The sequence below is a fragment of the Parablautia muri genome, assembly GCF_009917485.1.
In the GTDB taxonomy this organism is placed as follows: Bacteria; Bacillota; Clostridia; order Lachnospirales; family Lachnospiraceae; genus Suilimivivens; species Suilimivivens muri.
In genome coordinates, this window is record NZ_QZDT01000005.1 from 79248 (window position 1) to 103561 (window position 24314).

At 45.0% G+C, this 24314-nt stretch carries 14 protein-coding genes and 1 pseudogene; 4 read left to right on the plus strand and 11 right to left on the minus strand.

What is annotated here, in order from left to right; all coding sequences use genetic code 11:
* Positions 1–887: 887 nt before the first annotated feature.
* From D5281_RS05165 to D5281_RS05180, 4 genes are all read right to left on the minus strand, one after another.
* Entirely contained in the window at positions 888–2195 is a 1308-nt protein-coding gene (locus tag D5281_RS05165; RefSeq protein WP_160559072.1) for a TRAP transporter large permease, read from the minus strand.
* 122 nt (positions 2196–2317) lie between these two features.
* Complete coding sequence (locus tag D5281_RS05170) at positions 2318–2821, minus strand: TRAP transporter small permease (protein ID WP_160559073.1); 504 nt, start codon at positions 2819–2821, stop codon at positions 2318–2320.
* A gap of 13 nt (positions 2822–2834) precedes the next feature.
* Positions 2835–3857 (minus strand): TRAP transporter substrate-binding protein, encoded by a 1023-nt coding sequence (locus D5281_RS05175; protein ID WP_160559074.1) that lies wholly within the window; start codon positions 3855–3857, stop codon positions 2835–2837.
* A gap of 97 nt (positions 3858–3954) precedes the next feature.
* Entirely contained in the window at positions 3955–4959 is a 1005-nt protein-coding gene (locus D5281_RS05180) for a LacI family DNA-binding transcriptional regulator (RefSeq protein ID WP_330584847.1), read from the minus strand.
* A gap of 285 nt (positions 4960–5244) precedes the next feature.
* Here D5281_RS05180 and D5281_RS05185 point away from each other — a divergent pair, with 285 nt between their 5' ends.
* Both D5281_RS05185 and D5281_RS05190 read left to right on the plus strand, forming a co-directional pair.
* Entirely contained in the window at positions 5245–6726 is a 1482-nt protein-coding gene (locus D5281_RS05185; RefSeq protein ID WP_160559075.1) for a UxaA family hydrolase, read from the plus strand.
* Positions 6727–6777: 51 nt separating this feature from the next.
* Positions 6778–8277, plus strand: coding sequence for a tagaturonate reductase (locus tag D5281_RS05190; RefSeq protein ID WP_160559076.1), 1500 nt, complete (start codon positions 6778–6780; stop codon positions 8275–8277).
* A gap of 349 nt (positions 8278–8626) precedes the next feature.
* Here the strand turns inward: D5281_RS05190 and D5281_RS05195 are convergent, their stop codons facing one another.
* Entirely contained in the window at positions 8627–9313 is a 687-nt protein-coding gene (locus D5281_RS05195) for an MBL fold metallo-hydrolase (RefSeq protein ID WP_160559077.1), read from the minus strand.
* Between the two features lie 258 nt (positions 9314–9571).
* On the opposite strand from D5281_RS05195, the gene D5281_RS05200 reads away from it, so the two are divergent.
* Together D5281_RS05200 and D5281_RS05205 are read left to right on the plus strand one after the other, a co-directional pair.
* On the plus strand, positions 9572–10024 hold the full coding sequence (locus D5281_RS05200; RefSeq protein ID WP_160559078.1) for a MarR family winged helix-turn-helix transcriptional regulator: 453 nt from the start codon (positions 9572–9574) through the stop codon (positions 10022–10024).
* A 123-nt stretch (positions 10025–10147) separates the two neighbouring features.
* Positions 10148–11475: pseudogene (locus tag D5281_RS05205) on the plus strand (MATE family efflux transporter).
* A gap of 220 nt (positions 11476–11695) precedes the next feature.
* On the opposite strand, the gene D5281_RS05210 reads toward D5281_RS05205, so the two are convergent.
* The 6 genes from D5281_RS05210 to D5281_RS05235 all read right to left on the minus strand — a co-directional run bounded on the left by D5281_RS05210 (position 11696) and on the right by D5281_RS05235 (position 24236).
* Positions 11696–14119: a HAMP domain-containing sensor histidine kinase gene (locus D5281_RS05210; protein WP_160559079.1), complete on the minus strand. Its 2424-nt coding sequence runs from the start codon at positions 14117–14119 to the stop codon at positions 11696–11698.
* Positions 14082–14792 carry a response regulator transcription factor gene (locus D5281_RS05215; RefSeq protein WP_160559080.1) on the minus strand — a complete coding sequence of 237 codons (711 nt, stop codon included), beginning with the start codon at positions 14790–14792 and terminating at the stop codon, positions 14082–14084. The genes D5281_RS05210 and D5281_RS05215 overlap by 38 nt, the downstream gene beginning before the upstream one ends.
* A 234-nt stretch (positions 14793–15026) precedes the next feature.
* Entirely contained in the window at positions 15027–16388 is a 1362-nt protein-coding gene (locus D5281_RS05220) for an MATE family efflux transporter (protein WP_330584850.1), read from the minus strand.
* A gap of 150 nt (positions 16389–16538) precedes the next feature.
* Positions 16539–18779, minus strand: a complete 2241-nt coding sequence (locus tag D5281_RS05225) for an extracellular solute-binding protein (RefSeq protein ID WP_160559081.1) — start codon at positions 18777–18779, stop codon at positions 16539–16541.
* Between the two features lie 321 nt (positions 18780–19100).
* Positions 19101–21653 carry a beta-glucosidase gene (locus D5281_RS05230; RefSeq protein ID WP_277935185.1) on the minus strand — a complete coding sequence of 851 codons (2553 nt, stop codon included), beginning with the start codon at positions 21651–21653 and terminating at the stop codon, positions 19101–19103.
* 270 nt (positions 21654–21923) lie between these two features.
* Positions 21924–24236, minus strand: coding sequence for an alpha-galactosidase (locus D5281_RS05235; RefSeq protein ID WP_160559082.1), 2313 nt, complete (start codon positions 24234–24236; stop codon positions 21924–21926).
* Positions 24237–24314 lie beyond the last annotated feature (78 nt).

The following is a 24314-nucleotide window of genomic DNA, read 5'->3' on the forward strand; positions in this document are numbered from 1 at the left end:
TAACAACGGATATGTCACAAAGCATAACATCCGTTGTTACAATAAACTGACTTACAAAGCGTGACAGCGTTTGTTTCAATAAGCTGGCTCGCAAAGCGTGACAGCGTTTGTTTCAATAAGCTGGCTCGCAAAGCGTGACAGCGTTTGTTTCAATAAGCTGGCTCGCAAAACGTGACAGCGTTTGTTTCAATAAGCTGGCTCGCAAAGCGTGACAGCGTTTGTTTCAATAAGCTGGCTCGCAAAACGTGACAGCGTTTGTTTCAATAAGCTGGCTCGCAAAGCGTGACAGCGTTTGTTTCAATAAGCTGGCTCGCAAAGCGTGACAGCGTTTGTTTCAATAAGCTGGCTCGCAAAGCGTGACAGCGTTTGTTTCAATAAGCTGGCTCGCAAAACGTGACAGCGTTTGTTTCAATAAGCTGGCTCGCAAAGCGTGACAGCGTTTGTTTCAATAAGCTGGCTCGCAAAACGTGACAGCGTTTGTTTCAATAAGCTGGCTCGCAAAGCGTGACAGCGTTTGTTTCAATAAGCTGGCTCGCAAAGCGTGACAGCGTTTGTTTCAATAAGCTGGCTCGCAAAACGTGACAGCGTTTGTTTCAATAAGCTGGCTCGCAAAGCGTGACAGCGTTTGTTTCAATAAGCTGGCTCGCAAAACGTGACAGCGTTTGTTTCAATAAGCTGGCTCGCAAAGCGTGACAGCGTTTGTTTCAATAAGCTGGCTCGCAAAACGTGACAGCGTTTGTTTCAATAAGCTGGCTCGCAAAGCGTGACAGCGTTTGTTTCAATAAGCTGGCTCGCAAAGCGTGACAGCGTTTGTTTCAATAAGCTGGCTCGCAAAGCGTGACAGCGTTTGTTTCTCCCCGGCCGGAAACACAGGCCGGGGAACGAATTTATACATATCCTAACAGACCCGGCAGCCACAGGGAAATCTGCGGAATATAAGTTACCAGCAAAAGCACAATGAAGATTGCCGCAAAGTAAATCAGCAGCTGCTTTATTACCGTCTCAATCTTCACACCGCCCACCTTAACGCCCACAAACAAAGTGGTTCCAACCGGGGGCGTAATGGTTCCGATACACAAATTGAATATCATCATAATACCGAAATGTACCGTATTCATACCAAGGGCCTGACATACCGGAAGGAATATCGGCGTAAAAATCAGGCATGCAGGGGTCATGTCCATGAAAGTACCTACAATGAGCAGAATCAGGTTAATCATCAAAAGAATCACGATTTTGCTATTGCTAATGGACAAAAGGCCCGAGGAGACCAATGCCGGAATGTTGGTAAACGCCATTACCCATGACATAATACTGGAAACACCAATCAGAAATATGATGATGCCTGTCATCTCCGCGCTTTCCTTTAAAATCTGCGGTAAATCTGAAATTTTAATGGATTTGTAGAAAAACAGGGACAAAATCAGGCTGTAAACCACCGCAACCACGGATCCTTCCGTTGCCGTAAAGATACCGCCTATGATTCCGCCTATTACAATGATAATCAGCAAAAGGCAGGGCAGCGCCTGGATAAAGATATCCCATTTTTCTTTGGCAGTAAAGTTTGTATTACTTCTGTACCCGCGTTTTTTTGCAATAATAAAGATCACCAGCATACAGGCAAGGCCCCATAAAAATCCGGGAATATATCCTGCCATAAAAAGCGCTGCCACGGAAGTTCCGCCACTGACCAATGAAAAAGTAATCATAACATTGCTGGGCGGAATCAAAAGCCCTGTGGGCGCTGTTGCTATGTTAGCTGCCGCCGAAAAGTTGGGATCATATCCCTCCTCCTTCTCAATAGGTCCAATGATGGAACCCATTGCGGAAGCCGCCGCCGTACCGGAACCTGAAATCGCTCCAAAGAGCATGTTGGCTAACACATTGGTCTGCGCAAGAGCGCCGGGTGTACGCCCTGTAACCACCTTTGCAAGGTTAATAAGGCGCACTGCAATACCGCCCTTATTCATAATATTACCGGCCAAAATGAAAAACGGAATCGCTAAAAGGCTGAACACCGATATACCCGAAAAGATTCTCTGGGCTCCTGTCAGCACGGCAACCTCCGTATCCATAATCGGCAGGATGGCGCACACGGAAGATATGCCCAGCGCCACCGCAATCGGAACGCCGGCAATCAAAAGCACCGCCAGCACGATTAATATAATAAGTCCACATACTAATGCTATATTCATATTTACACCTCCTGCATACAACAGGCAAAGCCTATTGTTATGTACCGCGAGCTATGTCTGCGATACTACGTTAACAGATTGTTTGGAAAGAAATTTCCAAACTTTCCTATTCCTTCTTTTTCCTATTCTTTCACTTCCCGCTGCTGTCTTTCCACTCCTGTTACCAAATCCACCAGATTCAGAATAGAATAAACTACAATCAGGACGCCTGAAAGAGGAATAATGGTATACACCACGCCCATAGGTATTCCAAGAGAAGCAGTTGACTGAGTCATCGTAAGGTCCATAATGGTTACGCCGCCGTAAATCATTACGCTGCCTGCCAACAGGACAATCAAAATCTCACTGATGATATTTAAAATCTTCTGACCGGCTTTTCCCAGCTTATCCGCCGCAAAGCCCATTCTCATATGATCTCTTTTTCCAAATACATATGCGCTTGCAAGCAGCGCCATCCAGGTAAAGCTGTATGTAAGCAGCTCCTCCGATACGGTGCTTGGCCTTCTGAAGATAAAACGGGTCAAAATCTGGTAGGTTCCAATCACCACCATAGCCGCGAAAATCACAGCGCATGCGGAGCTTAATACAAGGTCTATCCCCTTGCGAATCTTGTGTAACACTTCCATTCTATTTTCCTCCTTATGCATATTTTTTGTTTATTTCCTGGATATGGTCGTAAAGCTCTCTTATGTTAGGATTATCATCCAGCATTTCCTGCTGCACCTCGGAAACCTTATCCTGAAAGACCCCTACATCCACCTCTATAAATTCCACGCCCATATCGTTTATGGCAATCTGCTTTGCCGCCTCCACCTGCTCATCCCAGTAGAGCATCTCCTCCTGGGTAGAAATCAAAGCCGCATCCAAAAAAACTTGATATTCCTCATCGCTTAAGCCCTCTAAAAATTTCAGATTGCCGATAAGCATATCCGGAACCATCTGGTGCTTATTATAAGAATAATACTTTGCAACTTCGCCGTGTTTGTTGTTTGTAAGCGCCAGCTCGTTATTTTCCGCCCCGTCAATAACGCCCTGCTGGATTGCCGTATACACCTCTCCAAAGCTCATGGGGGACGCCGCCGCCCCAAAGGCATTGGCCATATTTACGCTGGCCGGACTTTGCTGCACACGCATCTTAAGGCCCTTTAAATCATCCGGCGTATAAATCGGTTTCTTTGCATAAAAGCTTCTTGTGCCCGCATTGTACCAGGTAAGCACCCGGAAACCTGCCGCATTGGTCGATTCGTAAACCTGCTGCATATAGTCCACATCATTCATAACCTCATGGTAAGCCTCCTCGGATGTAAACAGGTAAGGCATACTGAATACTTCATATACATCCGCAAAGTTTTCCAGATTGGCCGTTCCCGCCACTACAAAGTCGATTGCTCCTGTCTGGGTCAGCTCAATAGCTTTCTGGGCTCCCCCCAAAAGCTCATTGGGGTAAATCTGTACCTCATACTTATCCCCCAAATTTTCTTCAATATACTCTTTAAATTTTAATAGCCCAAGGTGCTCCGGATGCGTCTCGGACTGTGCATGGGAAATACGGATAATCCGTTTTCCGCTTTTAATGGAAGCGCAGCCGGTAAGCCCGGTCAGGCATCCCACTAAAAGACTTGCACTAAGAACCAGCGCTCCTATCTTTTTCAAACTTTTCATTTTTCCTATTTCCTTTCTTAACATAAGGGCAGTTTGCGACTGCCGCATAAAGGACTGTCTGCAAAACTCATTGCCTTTTTGTAGTATCTTCTAAAAATCAGAAGTCAGTTGTGTGACGCTTGATCAGATGGCACTTTATCATTGTTTTCTGCCTGATTTTTTCCCCTCCAAGCAGTGACATCATGGAATCAATCGCGCTCTTACATAGTATTTCTCCTCTGGCATCTACAGTGGTAAGCTCCGGTTCACAACTGATGGAAAGCTCCGAATTGTTATATCCTACGACACTTATCTCCCCCGGAACGGAAATCCCTCTGGCTCTGGCATATTTCAGGGCGCCAACCGCCATCCCGTCCTCTGTTGCAATTACACTGTCAAATACAAGATTCCTGCATAATAATAGCCTGTCTCTGGTCCCATGAATGGAATTTTCCGTATAAAGCCTTAATTCTTCCAAAACAGGCAGACCATGGTTTTTATGGGCATCCTCATATCCTTTTCGTTTCTGCATTGCGCTGAAAGACTCTGAATTGCTCAGAAAAAGGATTCTCCTTTTCCCTGCAAAGATCAGTTCTTCCGTTGCGTCATATACCGCCTGATAATCGTCTGCAAGAGTACAGTAAATATTTTCCCCCTCTATATAGCCGTTAATCATAAATACCGGAATTTGTCCCGCCACTTCATTGATATAAGAAGTTTCCTCGTCCCTGCCCCCTGCATAATTGGAACCAATCAGCACCAAAGCGTCTATTCTTTTTTGTAAAATCAGCTCTACTGCCTGGCGCTTATCTTCCTCATCGTAACCGCTGCAATACAAAATACAGTCATAGCCATATCCCCTAAGATTTTTTTCCAGATATGCCACCGCCTTGGCCATGTAGTTATCTGAAACATCAGGACAAACCAAACCTACCGTTTTCATGGAATTAAGCCCTAACCCTCTGGCAAATACATTGGGCGTATAATGATTTTCTTCCATAACCCTTAGTACCTTCTCCTTGGTCTTATCATTGACCTTAGAACTGTCGTTGACTACTCTTGATACGGTTGCTATCGATACATCGGCTAATTTCGCAATGTCGTATATATTCACACCTCTCACTTCTTCCCTTCTGTTCTCGAAGTGTAAGCCCTTACACTTGTATTTATTATATCATGAAATCGTAGATTATCAACTCTGATTCCGCCAGCGTTTTTTACGATTTTCCGAACTATTTTTTGTCTATTTCGCTGATTTTGTATTTTGATTGATAATTTTTCAGATTATGCATTGACGGAATTTCCTTTTGGGTGTAACTTTTATGTAAGCCCTTACATCACTGTAAAAACAAGCTTATTTGCGCCAGCACCCACGTTTTTAGGCGTTGGCTACATGGAGGTTTTATATATGGAAGTTTTTCTTAAGATTCACCCGGATGATAAGGTGGCAGTGGCATTGAAACCACTTTCAAAGGGAACTGTTCTTACTGTGGACGGCAGCCTCGTCACCTTATCTGAGGATATTCCCCAGGGACACAAATTTGCCCTTTTCCCCATAAAGGCAAACGAACCGGTGATAAAATATGGTTCTCCCATTGGCATTGCCAAGGAGGATATCTGTGCAGGCGCCTGGATTCATACCCATAACATGAAAACCGGTCTTGGGGACTTGCTCACTTACACGTATCAGCCTGTAGATACCACACTGGCGCCTACCGCGCCTGAGTCCTTTCAAGGCTACAGGAGAAAAGACGGATCGGTGGGTGTAAGAAATGAAATCTGGATCATCCCTACGGTAGGTTGTGTCAACAATATAGCCACCGCCATTGAGCGGCAGGCACAACAGCTCCTGCAGGGTACCATTGACGCCATCGCAGCTTTTCCGCATCCTTACGGATGTTCCCAGATGGGGGATGACCAGGAGCATACCCGCCGGATTTTAGCTGACTTAATCAATCATCCCAATGCTGGCGGGGTTTTGGTATTAGGTCTTGGCTGTGAAAACAGCAACATTGAGGAGCTGAAAAAATATATTGGCTCCTATGATGAAGACCGGGTAAAATTTCTGGTTTCCCAGGAATCTGAAAATGAGGTGGAGGATGGTCTTAAATTAGTGGAATCTCTGGCCGCATATGCCGGCGCTTTCCAAAGAGAACCTATCAGCTGCAGCGAATTGATTATTGGTATGAAATGCGGCGGCTCCGATGGGTTATCCGGCATCACTGCCAACCCTGCCGTTGGACGTTTTTCCGACCTGCTGATTTCAAAGGGCGGCACCACTATCCTGACGGAGGTTCCTGAAATGTTTGGAGCGGAAACATTGCTTATGAACCGCTGCGCCAATGAAGCATTATTTGAAAAGACCGTATCCCTGATCAATGACTTTAAAAATTATTTTACCAGCCATAACCAGACAATTTATGAAAACCCCTCTCCTGGTAATAAAAAGGGCGGAATTTCCACCCTTGAGGATAAGTCCATGGGATGTACCCAAAAATCCGGCTCTGCGCCGGTAAAAGGTGTGCTTTCTTATGGCGAGAGAGTCTGCCAAAAGGGGCTCAACCTCTTAAGCGCCCCCGGCAACGATTTGGTTGCCTCTACGGCACTGGCCGCTTCCGGCGCGCACATTGTCCTTTTTACCACAGGCAGGGGAACCCCTTTTGCTTCTCCGGTTCCCACTGTTAAAATTTCCAGCAATACGTCTCTTTATGAGCGCAAAAAAAACTGGATCGATTTCAACTGCGGTTCCCTGGTAGACGGAAAACCTATGCAGCAGCTTGGGCAGGAGCTTTTTGATTATGTAGTAAGCGTAGCTTCGGGACAAAAGGTAAAGGCGGAGGAAGCCGGATACCATGACATGGCTATCTTCAAACAGGGCGTGACGCTTTAAAGGAAACCTGAAATATGAAATCATGATAAAAAAGAAAGGGATTGTATCAATATGAAAAGATTATCTTATGAAGTTTTAAAAGAACAAGGCTATGAAGGATATCTGCTGGAAAAAGCCCCTGTAAAGGTATTGCAGTTTGGCGAAGGAAATTTCCTTAGGGCCTTCGTGGATTACTTTATCGACAACCTAAATGAGAAAGCCGGGTTTGACGGCAAGGTCACCGTGCTGCAGCCATTGCCTGAAAATTCCTTTACTAGCGTTCCGCAGTTTTTAAACCAACAGGAAGGCTTGTACACCTTATATCTGCGTGGATTTGAAAATGGCCGGAAGGTAAATGCAAAACGCGTAATCTCCTGTATCGATCGGTGTATCAATGCCTATAGCGATTACGAGGAAATGATGAAATGCGCAGACAACCCGTCTCTGCGCTATATTACCAGCAACACCACAGAAGCTGGCATTGTCTACGACCCTTCCTGCCAGTTTACGGATACCCCTCCATCAAGTTACCCTGGAAAGCTGACACAGCTTTTATATCGGCGTTTTGAAAAATTTGGCACCAAGAAAGGGAAAGGATTCGTCATTCTTGCCTGCGAGCTGATTGACGATAATGGAAAAGTCTTAAAAGACTGTGTAATCAAGTATGCAAAGCAGTGGAATTTAAGCGAAGATTTCATCCGATGGGTGGAAGAAGAAAATCTCTTTTGCTCAACTTTAGTGGACCGTATCGTAACTGGTTATCCCCGAAGCGAAGCCGATGCCATCAATCAGGAAAACGGATATGAAGATAAAGTTCTCAACACCGGCGAAGTATTTGGATTCTGGGTTATCGAAGGACCGGAGTGGTTAAAGGAAGAACTTCCTTTTGAGAAGGCAAATCTTCCGGTCATCATTACGGATAACCACAAGCCCTACAAACAGCGGAAGGTCCGCATCTTAAACGGCGCCCACACTTCCATGGTGCTTGGGGCTTATCTGGCAGGCTTTGATATCGTCAGGGACTGTATGGCCGATGATGTAATCCGCGGTTTTATGAATAAAGCCATCTACGAAGAAATCATCCCTACCCTCACCCTGCCCAAGGATGAACTGGAAAGCTTTGCATTTTCCGTGACAGAGCGCTTCAAAAATCCTTTTATTGACCATGCGCTTTTATCCATCTCCTTAAATTCCACCTCCAAGTGGAAAGCAAGGGTAATGCCTACTTTAAAGGATTATATGAAAAATACGGGCAAACTTCCGGTATGCCTTACCATCTCTTTTGCCCTTTATATTGCTTTCTATCGTGGAAAGGAAATGACCGAAACCGGACTTACTGCCCACCGGCCTGATGGAGAGAGCTACATTATTTCCGATGATAAAGCTGTTTTGGATTTCTACTTAGCCCACAAGGACGACTCTTTACGCCAGCTTGCCAATGCAGTATGTAAAAATGAAGACTTCTGGGGTGAGGATTTATCCCGGCTCCCCGGATTTGCGGATACTGTCGCAGATATTCTGGAAAAAATAGAGGCACAAGGCACTTATGAGGTGATGAAAGCCTGCCTGTAAAACAAAGGTTGTCATACTAGCGTATCTGAAAATTGCCATCCGGCAGAAGGTAATTTTCAGATACGCCCTGACAAAAAAGATAAAAATTTCCGTTTCACATCCCAATCTCACATTAGAAACCAACAAAAGTACCATAGGTTTTTTGGTGCACCATTCGCAACAACTGTCTTACCGTTTTGTCTGCTCTGTCATAATTCCCCAACGAATCCTAAACTTATCAACAAAAATAACCCGACAGGAGCTATATTTTCATACGTATGAATCGCTTCTCCACAGTTTCCACCAAAATTCAATGTAGGCAATTTTCATTTTACTGTTCCTTTTTCGTAAGTTTTTCTAAAAAAAGATTTTAAAAATCACATAGAAACTTTGCACAGCCCAAATCATACTGCTTAAGGTCCATACCGTGAAACTTCACATCTTCTCCCGGCACGGTTCCTTCCAATATGCTTCCGGCTCCCTTGTACAGCTTAGATATCAGCTCCGGACCAACAGGAAGGGAACCATGGGAAGGGTAAATCTCGTCAAACTTCCCCACATATTTCTCCAATTTTTCAAGACTATGCATATATGCATGAAATTCCCGCTGAACACCAAACATGAAAATAACATCGTCCTGAACGGTATCCCCACTGTAAAGAATACGATTGTCGAGATCCAACACTGCAATACTTCCCGGTGTATGTCCAGGTATATGAACAATTTCCAATTTCCTGTTGCCAAGATCCAGGATATCCCCATTTTCCACCGGAATAAAACATCCCGATTTCTTCTGTGTACGATAATAATTTGACGCTTCTGCCGGGCTCATATAAAATTTTTCAAACTCACCGTTACTTGCAACATGGTCTATATCGCCGTGGGTATTCAGAAGTTCTATGGGCAGAGATACCAGCTGCCGTACAATTTCTTTTGCATTGTGAATCTTCATACCACTGTCAATCAAAAGAGCCTTTTCATCGCCAGAGAGCAAAAAGAAACGAACGCCTTCGTCTTCTATCCTCCAAGTGTTTTTTGACATTTTTATAATATCCATTGTATTAACCTCCCGATACTAGTATAGCGCACTGAAAACCCTTGTGCAAATATTCCGGTCTATTTTTAATTGCATTGTAACTGTCCGTTACTTTACATAGGCCAAGAATGGGCACGGTCTGTGCAGTATATGCACAGACCTGGCTGAGTCGTTACGAAAAGTAACAGAAAGTTTGCCTTAATGCTTGACGTTAGTCCGTTTTCGGATTATACTTCCTATTAGTCCGAAACCAGATCAACAAAAAGGAGGGGGTACAACATGGACGACACCGTACAATCAGACCTGGTGCGATATAACCAGCTTCAAAAGAAATTAGATGAATTTTACAGCTGCTTTGCGAAAATATGCCACATTCCGGACAGCGTGTTCTGGATTATTTATTCCCTGCTTGAACGCCAGGAACCATGTACCCAGACCGAACTGTGCAGTATGTGGTCCTTTCACAAACAGACTATCAATACAGCCTTAAAAAATATGGAATCGGGCGGCCTTATATTCTTTGAACAGTCTATTCGGAATAAAAAGGAAAAACAAATTTTTCTTACCCACAAAGGAACTGCCTTTGCACAAAAGACTGTCATTCCTTTTATGGAGATGGAAAAAAGAGCTTTTGGTTCTTTAGACAGTACCGAACGGCAGGAGTTCCTGCGCCTGACCCAAAAGCACCTTGAACTGCTTCAGGCAGAATTAAAGAAACAATTAAATTTGTAAAGTTGTCATCGGAGGACATTTGGCCGTAGCCATCTTGTCGAAGGAAGATGTCGGGTGCGCCCGGTTACTGTTTTGGGATTTATCCCTGTAGTGGCCGGGCCTTTTCAATATCAGGAGGTTATCATGCACATTCAGCTTTCAGATCATTTCAATTATAACAGACTATTTAAGTTCTCTCTGCCGTCTATCATTATGATGATTTTTACATCTGTATATAGTGTGGTAGATGGTTTTTTTGTATCAAACTTTGTTGGAAAGACACCCTTTGCAGCTGTTAATTTTATCATGCCTTTCTTGATGATACTGGGTGCCGTTGGCTTCATGTTCGGAACCGGCGGCGGCGCTTTCATTGCTAAAACACTGGGGGAAGGAGCGCACCAAAAAGCAAACCGATACTTTTCCCTGTTTATTTACATATCCTTCTTAAGCGGTATTATCATCATGATTGGGGCATATTTTCTGTTACGCCCTATAGCGGAGCTTCTGGGGGCCAAAGGCGCTATGCTTGACGACTGCGTCTTATATGGACGAATCATTCTGGCCTCTCTCCCCACATTGATCCTGCAGTTTGCATTCCAGAGTTTCTTCATCACAGCGGAAAAGCCGCAACTGGGACTTGCTTTTTCCATTGCTGCAGGCATAACAAATATCATCGGGGATGGGCTCTTTGTGGCTGTGTTCCACTGGGGGCTTGCCGGAGCTGCTGCTGCCACCACACTTAGCCAGGCAATCGGCGGTCTGCTGCCGCTGTTTTATTTTGCCCGGCCAAATACAAGTCTGCTAAGACTTGGAAAAACAAATTTTGATAAATCAGCCCTTCTAAAAGCCTGTACCAATGGGTCCTCGGAATTGATGTCCAATCTTTCCATTTCGCTGGTCAGCATGCTTTACAACATCCAGCTTATGAAATATGCTGGGGAAGACGGTGTTGCAGCTTACGGGGTACTTATGTATGTAAACATGATATTCCTGGCAACCTTTATCGGCTATTCCACCGGAACCGCCCCAATCATCAGCTACCATTACGGCGCACGGAACCATATGGAATTGAAAAGTCTGCTGAAAAAGAGCTTCGTCATGATTGGCGCATCTTCCATATGCATGTTTGTCATTGCAGAAATTCTGGCAGCGCCGCTCTCGAAAATATTTGCAGGCTATGATCAGACTCTTTTGGCGCTGACCACAAGGGCCTTTGTAATCTATTCCTTTTCTTTCTTTTTTCGGGAATTGCAATTTACGGTTCCGCCTTTTTTACCGCCTTAAATGACGGCCTGACATCCGCACTGATTTCATTTTTGCGCACGCTCCTTTTTCAGTTGGCAGCCGTGCTTATCCTTCCGCTTATTTTGGGAATTGACGGTATTTGGCTCTCCGTTGTTGCCGCGGAAATCGTTGCCGCCGCCGTAACCATTCTGTTTTTCGCTATGAAACGCGCAAGATTTCATTATTGAATCATACCTGTTTAGAAAGATTTTGTACCTGCTTTGGCAGAATGATACTATCAGTATCAGCAGTTTATCTACACAAACAAGCCTTGCAAACACAACACTTACTGATCTGCTTGAACCTATGGAAAATATCGGCAGTATCTGCTCATTTATGCTTCGCCCTTCCTTCTTCTCGCCCACACCTGGCAGTGTAAAACATGCGTCTTTTTTACATCTTGTCACTTTATACGCTCTCTGGTATTCTCGGAAATACCACCGTTACCGTAAACAAATCCGCGTCCACCTTCACGCTTAAGCTGCCGCCGCATGCCTGCGTAAAACTTTTGGCAATGGAAAGGCCAAGTCCGCTGCCGCCGTCTGTCCGGCTTTCATCCCCCCTCACAAACCGCTCTGTGAGATCCGCCCCGTCATCTAATTCCACGCTGGAAGTATTTTTGATGCTCACCACAGCTTCCTCCTTTTTATCCGTCAGTATCAAAAAAATGCGGGAGCCCTGCAGGGAATATTTCAGTGCGTTTTGAATCAGGTTTTGGAAAACCCGGTATAATCTCTGCCCGTCCGCCCTGATAAGCATTGGTTCTTCCGAGATGGAAACTTTCATAATATGCGTGCTTGCGCTAATTTGTTCATCCATATCGGCCAGCGTCTGGCGCAGCAGCTTTCCTAAATCCAGTTCTTCCATTTTCACCGGGAGCTGGCCTGATGTGGCCTTGCTTACCTCAAACACATCCTGCACTATATTTCTTAAACGTTCTGATTTTTCACTTAAAATCCGGATAAATTCCATCACGTGCTCGGGAAGCCCTTCTTCCTGCTTAAGCAGCTCCACATAGCTTATAATGGAAGTCAGCGGCGTCTTAATGTCGTGGGAGACATTTGTGACCAGCTCAACCTTCATCCTTTCGCTGTGCATCTGCTCCTGCAGCGCTTCTTCCATGCCACACTGGATTTCATTTAAGCTTTCAGCTGCCCTTCCAAGGTCTGTGTCAGCCCCAAGGATAAGAGGCTGAGCCAGGTTCCCTTTTTTCACCTTTTCAATTTGGTTTATCAGGGCTCCAATATCCTCGGCCATACGGCGGTTCGTTTTCATATATGCTATATTGAGTACGCTGAGGATAAGAAGAATACTAATCAAAATCAAAAGAATTAATTGGGCGCCGTCAGAGAGCGGAGACCACAAGTAATCCTCCACAAATTCTCCTAAATTTAAAAGGTAATAGTTTCCGCCATTTATTGCTGCCGCCGCTGACATCAAAAGCAGTCCGCATAAAACCGCTGCTAAAATCCCTGCTGCCAGCGTCAGGCGATACCTTTTTATCAGCTTTTTCTGTATCGGGTACTGCAAATTTCTTGTCCTTATACTATCTAAGATTGGCTTTTTCTGCTGTCCCCTGTTGGCCCTTACATCTAAAACAATCAGGTAAACCACCCAAAACAAGAGAGTCAAAAACTTCTCGCTGCCAGCAAACATGTCCATGTAATAATAAGCATCCCCTAAGCTGAAACTGCCATAGTTGATATAGATAAAAGAATACATTTCTCCAATCTCTCCCACCACAAACAGCAGACAAAGGAACAGAGAAACGCCCAAAATAAGCAGCGCTTTGGCCTCAAACCAAATCTTTCCCATAAACCGGGCAATTGCCTGTTTTCCAAGCTGCTTTTCCTTTCGCAGGAGAACTGACAGGGCAAGCAGCAACACCGAAACAATAAGCGCAGTCCACTTTTTTTCAAACTGCTCCATGCTATGAAGGCGGTTCTCATACATGGAATACAGTCTGCCGCTATACCAGTCGGCCCCGTCAAGCGAATAATTTCCAACCACGTAAAGCTTCGGCTCTTTAGTCGCCGCCATAAAAATCACGGCATCGTTTGTAGATGCATCCACACGGAAATTTGCATAGCCCGGCACAAACCAACGGCTGTCCCTTGTATACACACCGTTCCCGTATACGTTTTCTTTTATGTTGTCTTTGACAATCTGCACCTTTCCGTCCCCTTCCCTGTTAAACCACAGGGAAAAATTGTACTCGCTTTTGGAAATGGCCTCATAAAAATCCTCCCCCTGCCAGGGTTCTCCCGTCTTGTCTGCAAATGCGTCAATATTGGTATAAAGCAGATTTCCCTGATAAATTACCGCATAAAGAAGATTCTGATTGAGTGCCATATCCGCCATGTACGCATCCAGAGTTTCTTCATCTTCCTCTTGGCCATTATCATACGCACCGTAGTCTTCCCAATAATCGCTGGTACTGGCATCCGTCCCACTGGCTATGGAGCCTTCAAAAGCATATTCCTCGTCTGTCTGCTCCACTAAAACGCTTGTATCCTCAGAATAATTCCAGCCCCAATCAGGGTAATCCCCATCCCAGCCGAAATAATAGCCTCTTTCGCTTACCGCCCCGGTTCCATAATTCTTCCAGCTCTTTCCTCCTGTGGCCACCCCCAGCAATTCTTCTAACCTGTCTTCAATATACCCCCGAAATTCCTCATCCTCCTGATAGTCCATTCCGGCCGTCAGCAAATTTCCCTCTGTGATCCACAGCACATTTAACACGGGAATAAGGCTGCTGATCAGCAAAGTCATTCCCAAAAAGAATGTACCGCAGCTAACTGCGATTTTCAATTTTTTCCATTTTGTATCCAATACCCCACACCACCTTTAAATATTCTGGTTCCTTCGGATTCAGTTCGATTTTTTCCCTGATATGGCGGATATGCACCATCACCGTATTTTCCGGGGCAAAAGAAGGCTCCTCCCAAACTCTCTCGTAGATTTCCTCCGCCGGGAATATCCTCCCTCTGTTCCGCATCAGCAGGTCGATGATTTTCGTCTCCGTGGCGGTAAGCTTAACCGGCTCTCCATCCGCATAAAGAATGTGTTCTCCTAATCGGTAGCAAAGCCGCCCGTTTCTGATTTCCTCCTTTTCATGCAAAGCGTTGATATCCCCTAAACGCGTATATCTGCGCAGCTGGCTGTTTACCCTTGCCACCAGCTCCTGGGGATGAAAAGGCTTGGACACATAATCATCGGCTCCCATGGATAAGCCCAGGATTTTGTCTGTCTCCTCTGTTTTAGCGCTGAGCACAATGATTGGAAGATTTTTTCTCTCCCGGATTTTCATCATAGCGGAAAGTCCGTCCAGCTTTGGCATCATCACATCCATAATCACAAGCCTTACCGCCTGCTCCGCCATCACTTTAAGAGCCTCCATACCGTCATAAGCTTTGATGACCCGGTAGCCTTCTTTTTCTAAAAGAAGGGCGATTGCCTTTACAATCTCTTTGTCATCATCTACCACAAGCACACATTCATTCATAACTACACCCCCTGCATCTCGCAAGCTATTCAAGCATCCTTAGATTGCCGGAAAATTTCTTTACATCCTCTTTCGGAACAATTGTATCATAACTGTGGGTTCTTACAAAATTCTTGGCAGGTTTCTTATAAATTTCTTAATCCTTTAGTTACTTTTCAGAGGTTGGCCAATAAACAGCTTGGAATATTTGTTTTTCCAAGCGTCCTCTGGCTAACATATAAAAAGTAACATCCTTTAACGCTCATAGGAATGGGTCCAGTCTGTTTTTAGCAAAAATATGGAAAATATCACGGTCGTAACAGACCAGGTAATTGGATAGGCGCACGCTATCATCCGAAATTCCGGTACAATTTTCAAGGCTACCGTCACGTAAATGATACGCAGCACACACCAGGAAAACAGCATGCCAATCATAGGCACCACTGCTTTTCCACAACCCCGAATCACGCCGGCCGCACAGTGGGAAAAGGAAAGAATGCAAAAAAACAAGGATACGGTTCTTGCGTGGATTCTTCCAAAGGCAATCGCCTTTGGCGCGCTTACGAATATTTTAAGCAGGGGCGAGATTCCAAAGAACATAACCAGGCCAATCAGCTCCGCAATGATTACACCTGAGGCGATACCAAACAGGGCGCCCTTTTTGGCCCGCTCATATTTCCTTGCTCCAAGATTCTGACTGATAAAGGTAGGTAATGCCATGGACATACTCATAATCGGCAGAAAAACAATGCCTTCAATACGGGAATAGGCTCCGATGCCGGACATGGCATATTCCCCAAATGAATTGATATTGGATTGTATCACTATATTTCCAATACTGATCACCGAATTTTGGATACCTGTGGGGATACCCTGCAAAATCACTTCCCTGATAATGTCCGGGTGAATCCGCAACTTCTTAAAGTCCAGCCTTGCCCTGTCCTTTCCCTTGCACATTCTGAAAACGCACAGCGCCACGCTGATTCCCTGTGACAATACGGTGGCCACGGCTGCACCTGCCACCCCGGTATGGAGCCCTGCCACAAAAATCATATCCAAAACCATATTAATAATGGAAGACAAAATCAGATAATACAGAGGATGCTTGCTGTCCCCCACAGCCTGCATAATGGACATGCAGATATTATACATAATTACCGTTGAAACTCCCCCAAAATAAATACGGAAATATATAAGAGACTGGGGCAGCACATTATCCGGCGTTCCCATCCACCTTAAAATAGTGGGAATCAAAAGAACCCCCACTATGGTTGAGGCAATGGAAGCCAGAATCCCAAACATAAAATTTGTATGGATTGCATACTCTACATGCTCCTGGTCCTTTGCTCCAAAATATTTGGAAATCACCACACCGCCGCCAACGCCAATGCCGTTAAAAAATCCCACAATCAAAAAAATCAGATTCCCCGCGGAACTGACCGCCGCAAAGGACGCATTGTCCGCATAATTTCCAATAACCCAGGCATCTACCATATTGTATAACTGCTGCAGCAGCTGTCCCCAGAAGATCGGCACCGCAAAAGCTAAAATCCCTTTTGCCACGGACCCTTCCGTCAGATTTACCGCCTCGTTTGATTTCTGTTTTGAAATTTCCACTTCTTACTTCCTCCAACCATCAAAAACTTTCAATATAAACTTTAAACATCCCGGAAAAGCTTTTCGCTTTTCCGGGATACGGCAACAAATAGCGCAGAATAAACCTTATCTCTGCAAGGCAGAGGAATGATATGTACCAGGAATTTGCCCTTACCGTGTTTCATTCAGGTAAAGCTGCACCCTGTTTTGGACCACCGATGCCACATCTTCCGGCGTCTTTTGCCCGCTAAAGTATCCTGATGCTTCTTCCAAAATGATATTTAACACTTCCTGATCCATGCCTGCTCCGCTTTGTGTTGTCTCAATCATTTCCCTTACTCTGTCTACCTGCTCTTTCGTAGCTGCATAAACCTCCACGGAAAATTCTTCACCGCCCATGCTGCTTGCCCAACTCGATTTAGGCGTTTCTATCTGATTTCCATTTTCATCTTTTGTATATTCCGGTTCCATATCCTTCTCAAACTCTTTTTCAAGAGCGGATTTTAAAATTGGAAATCCCCCGTTGGGAGAACCTACATTCTCCTGTCTTTCCTTTGTCACATTAAAGCGGATAAATTCCCAAACCCCTTCTTTATTTTCGCAGCCGCTCCCCATGGCCACAGTGGTTCCATTAGAACGGAAGGTCAGTCCGCTCTCCCCAAAGGTGGGATAGCCAATCAGATTAACCGGCCCTCCGAACATAAACTCGTACATCTGGTATTGGGAAACGGAAGTGATATATCCATTGTTAAGCAATGTTTTTCCGCTCCTTAAATCATCCAGGGTGGTATCATCGCTTGCTTCATTTGCAAAACCATTGGCAAATGCAAGAATTTTCTTAAATTCCTCTCCCGTAAAGGTGCATTCCCCGGTTTCTTTATTTATAAATAAATCCTGATTCATTGTACACATTGCCCACAAAATGCCTGATTTATCCGTACCAGGCAAGAGTTTTGCGCCGTTTTCTGCGGACGCCATCAACTCTATTACATCATCCACTGTCCAGGTTTTTGCATCTCCGATTTCGGAAACCTTGCCCACCAGCGTTTCCACACCATAATAAGGCATAATCGCATACAGCTTTCCGTCTCTTTCATAGGCCTTTAATGCGCTTTCCACATAATCTTCCCTGGCTATCACTTCATCCGCATCAAGATAAGGATTCAAATCCTCAATGGCGCCTACCGATATCAATGTCTCTAAGGACATAGGGCAATAGGTCAAGTCTATGATGTCCGGGAACTGTCCACTTTCCAGATCCTTTAAAAATAGTTCGGCCTTTTCGCTATAATCCATGGAGGCATCTCCATATTCTTTTATCATAATGCGGTACTTTTCACTTTGCCTGTTAAACGCCGTAATATCCCTTTCGGCAAAAAAAGAAGAATAATAGGTTCCATAAGTCAGCAGAATCTTTTCCGGCACTTCCGATTCAGGTTTCCTGGTCAGAACCACCAGCTCTGTACCTCCGTCAGGGCTCATGAAATCTGTAGTGAGCGCCGCAATCCTTCCATCAGCAAGAAAAGCTACGGAGGTAAGGTTGGTGGAATTTACATCATAATCGGTCCAGCGCAAAATTTCCTCCGGCTTTTCATCCGTCAGATTGCAGGATAAAAGAACACCGTTTTCCGTATACAGTAAATCCGTATCCGTTCCCCCCTGATAAGTCCCATAGCCAAATGAAATAGAGCTGTTGACCGGCTTTAGCTCACTTTCTCCCGGAACCACCTCATTGACAATAAAGCCGCGGGCATCATCATAATATGCAGCTCCTATTTTTCCATCCTTCATCCGGAAAAAGCAGTTGATATACTGTCCCGGGCTCACCTGGCTATACACACTGCCATCCGGTTTCAGGACATAAATCTCCCATCCACTGCAGACATAATAATTTCCATCCCCATCCGTATAAACATCCGAAATATAGAAGTCAGAGGACTGTAAAAAAGTATCGCTGACATCCAAAGACGCCAGTTCCTTTCCATTTTCATCCAGTGTTTTAATCAGTACTTCCACTAACTTAGTGTTGCTTTCATCCGTATAGCCTGTCACACCGGCCAGCAGATTTCCCTCCCCATCTGCATTAAGGCTGGTGATATACTGGTATTCTCCAAGCTCCACCGGCAGCTGTATTTTTTCCTGGCTGTCCATATCCATGGAATTTAGCTTTGTCCCGGTGCTTCCATACTCCAGCCAAAAAATCTTTTGGTCACTTCCAATCACTGCCTCTCCAACTTCTCCCCCGGCTTCTCCCACAGGGTGGTACTGCGCCACATAGACATACCCGTCCTCGTCCACATTCCCTGCCCCTTTAGATTCCGCCGGCGTTTCTTCTTTCTGCTTTCCGCACCCTGCAAAAATAAATGCCATCGCAAGGGCGGCGGCTATACACAAAACGATTCCTTTTTTCATTTTTACCTCCATTTTAAAGCATTTCATTCCATATTGCATCACATAGGTAAACTATATCATAACTTTTCAGGGCAAACAATCCTATCTCGATACAATTCCGGTACATCATATTTCAATTGTTACTTTTCACACACCGGCCAAAGGATGCTTGGAAAAAACAAATATTCCAAGCTGTTTATTAGCCAACTTGTGAAAAGCAACTATCAATTATGACTTTAACAACACCGCAGCCCCTTAGCAAGGGATTGCGGTGTTCGTTTTGGTTTAAGACAGCTATAAAATTGAAGATAAAAAATGTGTATCAGACACACGTTCTTTCATTTATGCTAATTTCTTTATCATGCCAAGCACTCGTTTTGCTGACAGCTGTAGTTCCGCTCTGCTGAGCGCATACGGGTGGGATGCGTCCGTAAGGGCCTTCATGATATCCGCTTTGTCGGAAGGGATACCTGGCATTGTGATGTCATTGCCAGCCTTTACATTGCCCGCACAGGATGCACAGGGCCATTTATCTCCTTTCGCTCCCATGCCGCCTGTTACCAGCCAGTCAGTCATAACCACTCCCTTAAAGCCCCACTCGTCACGCAGGGTAAAGGTCTGGATATCCTTTGTGCTGCATGCATGTTCGCCGTTAATCAGATTGTAGGAAGTCATGATAAAGTGGGGCTGTGATTTCTTGATACAAATTTCAAACCCTTTCAGATAAATTTCACGCAACGCCCTTTCTCCTACATTGCTGTTGGAGAAATAACGGTTGGTTTCCTGGTTGTTGCAGGCGTAATGCTTGATGGTGGTTGCACACCCCTCATGTACCTGCACGCCGTCCGTAATATCTGCCGCAATGCATCCGGAAAGGCAAGGGTCTTCGGAATAATATTCAAAGTTACGTCCACAAAGAGGCGAACGATAAATATTCATAGCCGGAGCAAGCCACAGATGGGTTCCAAACATTTCCATTTCTTCGCCTACCAAATCGCCGCATTTCTTTGCCAGTTCGTCATTCCAGGATTGGGCAATGCCTGTACCGATAGGGATCGCCACACAGTACTGATAATATACCGGCGCTGCTTTTTCCTCCTCGCCAGGCTGCGGCGCCTTAGCAGCCATAGCCTGCAGCTCCTCCGGTGTCAGCACAAAGGACATAAAATCAGCGTCCAAACTGCTTGAGAGGGCTTTCGCTGCTCCATCCACTACTCTGTAAGCCTGGGCCAGACGAAGGCCTGCCGGTCCGTCCGCCATAACCAGCGCAGGGGTTCCTAGATCTTCCAGTTTGCGGGTCGTCTCCCCTGCCGCTCCTGCAACGCCCTTTGAAGCGTTTCCGATTACTTCCATAAAATCGTCCGATTCCTTGTATGCACCAATGCACAGGTAAGCCAGCTGTTCATCCGTAAGGCCTGCCACAAATTCATCCACTGACCTGTCACCACTTACTACTTCCTCCCATTTTACAGTGGGGCCTGCCGGAATTTCCGTTGGCATCTCCTGGTAGCTTATTTCCTTTACAGTCAAATCCGCCGCCTTGATTTGGATCACTTTTGCCTTTGCTTTTTCTTCCGCCTCGCCATCATAAGTAATCGGATTCCCTTCTGGTTTTAAGTCTTCAAATCCGCTCTCTCCACAGATATTTTTAACCTTTTCAATGGCTTTTGACTCATCCAGCGCAACAGCCCCTGCAATGTGGGTGTTTCTGGAACTGTTTCCAACACGCACATAATAAGTGCCCGCCTCCATCACATAAGAAGCGCATTTTGTACAATAGGATGCCATTGACTTCGTATCAAATGTTACGGTTACCTCCTGGCTTTCCCCTGGTGCAAGCTCTTTCGTCTTTGCATAGCCCGCCAGTTCCTGATAAGGTTTGTCCAGTTTCCCTGCCGGTGCTGAATAATAAACCTGAACCACTTCCTTCCCGGGCAAAGCGCCTGTGTTGGTTACGGTCGCGCTAACGGATACTTTATCCGCGTCCGCCGTCATTTCCTTAGGCTCCACGGAAAATGTGGTATAACCAATTCCATAGCCAAAAGGATAAGTAGGCACATAACCGATTGTGTCAAAGTAACGGTACCCTACGTAAATCCCTTCCTTATAATAGGTATCGTTAGGATCCCCGAACCCTTCCGTAGATGCATAGTCCTTAATAGGCGCCCATGTCATGGTAAGCTTTCCGGAAGGATAAGCCTTTCCGAGAAGCACATCCGCCAGCGCATCCCCCGTAGCCGAACCAAGCTGGCCCAAAATCAGCACCGTCTTTACCGCCTCCACAGGCTTTAAGTCAATCATGCCGCCAACATTTAAAACAAGCACGAATTTTTCGTACTTTTCATTTAACGCAAGGATATCACGTATCTCTGTTTCTGTCAGATTGATATCCCCTGCCGTAGGCGTGCGATCCGCGCCTTCTCCTGAATTACGGGCCAGCACATAAACCGCCGTATCTCCCTCTCCCGCAAGGGCTATCTCATATTCCGGCTCCGGACATGCTTTTCCCATGGCAAAAAACATAATGCGCTCGCCTGTCACGCCTGCTGCCTCGGCTTCTTTTCGAATGCCTCCATAAAAAGCCTTCTTTGCCTCATTCCTTACCTGGTCATAGGCATCCAGCCAGCTTTTGGTGGTGAGCTCGAATCCGGCGTTTTTAAGTCCTTCCTCAACTGTCACGAAATGGCGTACATTCACATCCCCTGACCCGGTACCGCCTTTAATGGTATTCCTCGCACCACTTCCGTATAATGCAAGCTTTCCTGTTCCCTTTAAAGGCAGCGTTCCATCATTTTTAAGAAGCACCATACACTCCGGCGCAAGCAAGCGCGCCGCTGCTATGTGCTCCTTTTCAAAGGCCTGGACTTCCGATGCCTCAATTCTTATTTTGTTCATCGCAACTAACCCTCCATTCCTGCCAACACCCGCAAATTTAACATACCTTATGTATATGCGTACACATATACACAGCCTGTCATGTGTAGGCATAATTTTTTCGTAATAACTTTATGATAACATTTTATAAAAAATTTTGCTATCTAATATGGAAATTATTATAAAAATTTTAGATATATTTATGAATCAGTTGTCATATATTACTCTGCAAATAACTCTTTCATCATTTCTCCCTTTCTTTATTTCATCATTTTATACAACCATGCCCATTTATGTGTAAGAGATATTAGCTTTTCCCCCTTTCGCTTCGCCCTGTTCTGTTGGGGATACATATTCAATTTTTTCCACATAAATCTGCCATGCTCCAAATTCCTTCCATGCAATTGGTATCTGTAATCCACAATGCATCAAAGCAGCGCCGCTTAACCTCCGCCCCTGCTCAAGAAATTTAACTTTTCCGCCCGCAGGCAGTATATCTTCGTCCGGCGCGCATATTAATTCCAGTCGGTATATCGCCTTCTCGCACAATCCTTTCAGCTTGACAAAGACCGGAACAGCATTCGCACAAACATGGTGGTATACCGCACTCACTAAAGTTTCCGTTCCATCTGCTGCCGCTATCTGCCAAACAGTACACGAATTTGCATAAGGTGTTGTCAGGCGATAATAATTTCCATACTGAATTACATTATAATATCGCTTAAAAATACGAATCTGTCGTCTTATTTCTTCTTTGTCCTTTTCTGTAATCCGGTTTATATCCAGCTCGTAGCCAAAAGTTCCCGCCATAGCTACACATCCTCTTGTAGAAAGCGGTGTTTCCCTGCCGGTCTGATGATTTGGCACCGCTGAAACATGTGCGCCCATAGTACTGACAGGATAGCCGAAAGACGTGCCATATTGAATTTTCAGCCGCTCAATAGCATCCGTATTATCACTGCACCATATTTGAGGCGTATAATAAAGCATACCTGCATCAAACCGTCCACCGCCGCCGCTGCAGCCTTCTATCAGCAAATCAGGAAATTCCTTATGCAGCTTTTCCAGCACCCGATAAAGCCCCAATACAAAACCATGAGCCATCTCCCCTTGGCGCTCAGCCGGGAGTATGTTACTATATTTATCGCATATACTTCTGTTTAAATCCCATTTTATATAAGTGACAGGCGCACTTTTAAGGACAGATGACAACTTTTCTATTATATAATCCTGTACATCTCTGCGTGAGAAATCCAAAATCAACTGATTGCGGCTTAAATTAGGTTTTCTACCTGGAATCTGTACCGCCCATTCCGGATGCATACGGTATAAGTCACTGTCTTTGGAAATGCTCTCCGGCTCAAACCATATGCCGAACTGCATTCCCAATGCTACAATCTGTTCCCCCAACTCCTTTAAAGTACATCCCAGCTTTTCCTCGTTAGGGTACCAATCACCCAGGCCGGAATTATCGTCATCCCTCTTTCCAAACCATCCATCGTCCATAACAAACAACTCTATTCCCAACTCCGCCGCCTCTTTTGCTATGGATACCAGCTTATCTCCAGTAAAATGAAAATAAGTTCCTTCCCAATTGTTGATCAGCACCGGACGCGGTTTGTCTTTCCATATTCCACGGCAGATATGGTTTCGAATCAACTTATGGAAAGAATGGCTAATACCTGCAAAACCGCTCTTTCCATATGTCAATAATACCTCTGGAGTGGTAAAGCTTTCCCCCAAATCCAGTTTCCACTCAAAATTCTCCGGATGAATTCCACACACCAAACGCATCTGATCTATTTGGTCTTTTTCAATCTCCATCAAAAATTCTCCGCTATATACAAACGAAACCCCATAGCAAGCGCCTTGTTCTTCCGTTGCACTTCTTTCACAGACTATTGCAAAGGGATTATACTGATGGCTGGATGTGCCCCGTATGCTGCCTACGGACTGCTGCCCATGGACAATTTCCGCACGCTGCAGATTACGTTCCATTGCATGGCGTCCATAGAAGGTAAGCCAATCGTATTCCCCCATTTGCCAATCCAGCGAAATGCTGGCAGCTTTCATCAAGATTACAGGGCTTATACTCCCGTTTACAATTTCTACGGCCCTTGTAATAACATCCAACTCCTCAAATACTCCATAATACAAGAGTACATTTATGCCGGATACGGAATCTTTCAGTGTAATAATAAGGGTCTGCACATCTTCTCCAGTTCCATATGCTGCCGGCAGTCCTTTAAGGGAATATTTTTCTTCCTTTATTTCATACCCTTCATAATGTAAACAAACCCCTCTGCTTCCATCCACGTGTTTTATTTTCAGAGCGCTGATACGATAGTCCCCTGTGCCAAAACAGCTATACTCCTGGGGAAGGATGTCCGGAGAATAGGTTCTGTCGTCTTTACCAAGCTCATATGGATTTCCCGAAAACCCCCTGTCCATCCTGCAAATCAAATACGATTTGTCTGTATTATCTGTCTTTTCCCCATAATACGTATGTAATAAAGTTTTGTTTTCATCCACCTTCATTTGATAGGTGCTGTCTTTTGTCTGTAAAGTAAAAGTTTTATATTTATCATCATAAAAAATACCCATATTCCACCATCTTCTCCTTATTATACTTTTACATCAAAAACCGCAAGCAGAAAGTTCCCCGCCTGCGGCTTTCTTTTT

Excerpts from the sequence above, each read along its gene's own strand:
- D5281_RS05165 (WP_160559072.1), bottom strand. The coding sequence starts at position 2,195 with ATGAATATAGCATTAGTATGTGGACTTATTATATTAATCGTGCTGGCG.
- D5281_RS05170 (WP_160559073.1), bottom strand. The coding sequence starts at position 2,821 with ATGGAAGTGTTACACAAGATTCGCAAGGGGATAGACCTTGTATTAAGC.
- D5281_RS05175 (WP_160559074.1), bottom strand. The coding sequence starts at position 3,857 with ATGAAAAGTTTGAAAAAGATAGGAGCGCTGGTTCTTAGTGCAAGTCTT.
- D5281_RS05185 (WP_160559075.1), top strand. The coding sequence starts at position 5,245 with ATGGAAGTTTTTCTTAAGATTCACCCGGATGATAAGGTGGCAGTGGCA.
- D5281_RS05190 (WP_160559076.1), top strand. The coding sequence starts at position 6,778 with ATGAAAAGATTATCTTATGAAGTTTTAAAAGAACAAGGCTATGAAGGA.
- D5281_RS05195 (WP_160559077.1), bottom strand. The coding sequence starts at position 9,313 with ATGGATATTATAAAAATGTCAAAAAACACTTGGAGGATAGAAGACGAA.
- D5281_RS05200 (WP_160559078.1), top strand. The coding sequence starts at position 9,572 with ATGGACGACACCGTACAATCAGACCTGGTGCGATATAACCAGCTTCAA.
- D5281_RS05215 (WP_160559080.1), bottom strand. The coding sequence starts at position 14,792 with ATGAATGAATGTGTGCTTGTGGTAGATGATGACAAAGAGATTGTAAAG.
- D5281_RS05225 (WP_160559081.1), bottom strand. The coding sequence starts at position 18,779 with ATGAAAAAAGGAATCGTTTTGTGTATAGCCGCCGCCCTTGCGATGGCA.
- D5281_RS05230 (WP_277935185.1), bottom strand. The coding sequence starts at position 21,653 with ATGAACAAAATAAGAATTGAGGCATCGGAAGTCCAGGCCTTTGAAAAG.
- D5281_RS05235 (WP_160559082.1), bottom strand. The coding sequence starts at position 24,236 with ATGGGTATTTTTTATGATGATAAATATAAAACTTTTACTTTACAGACA.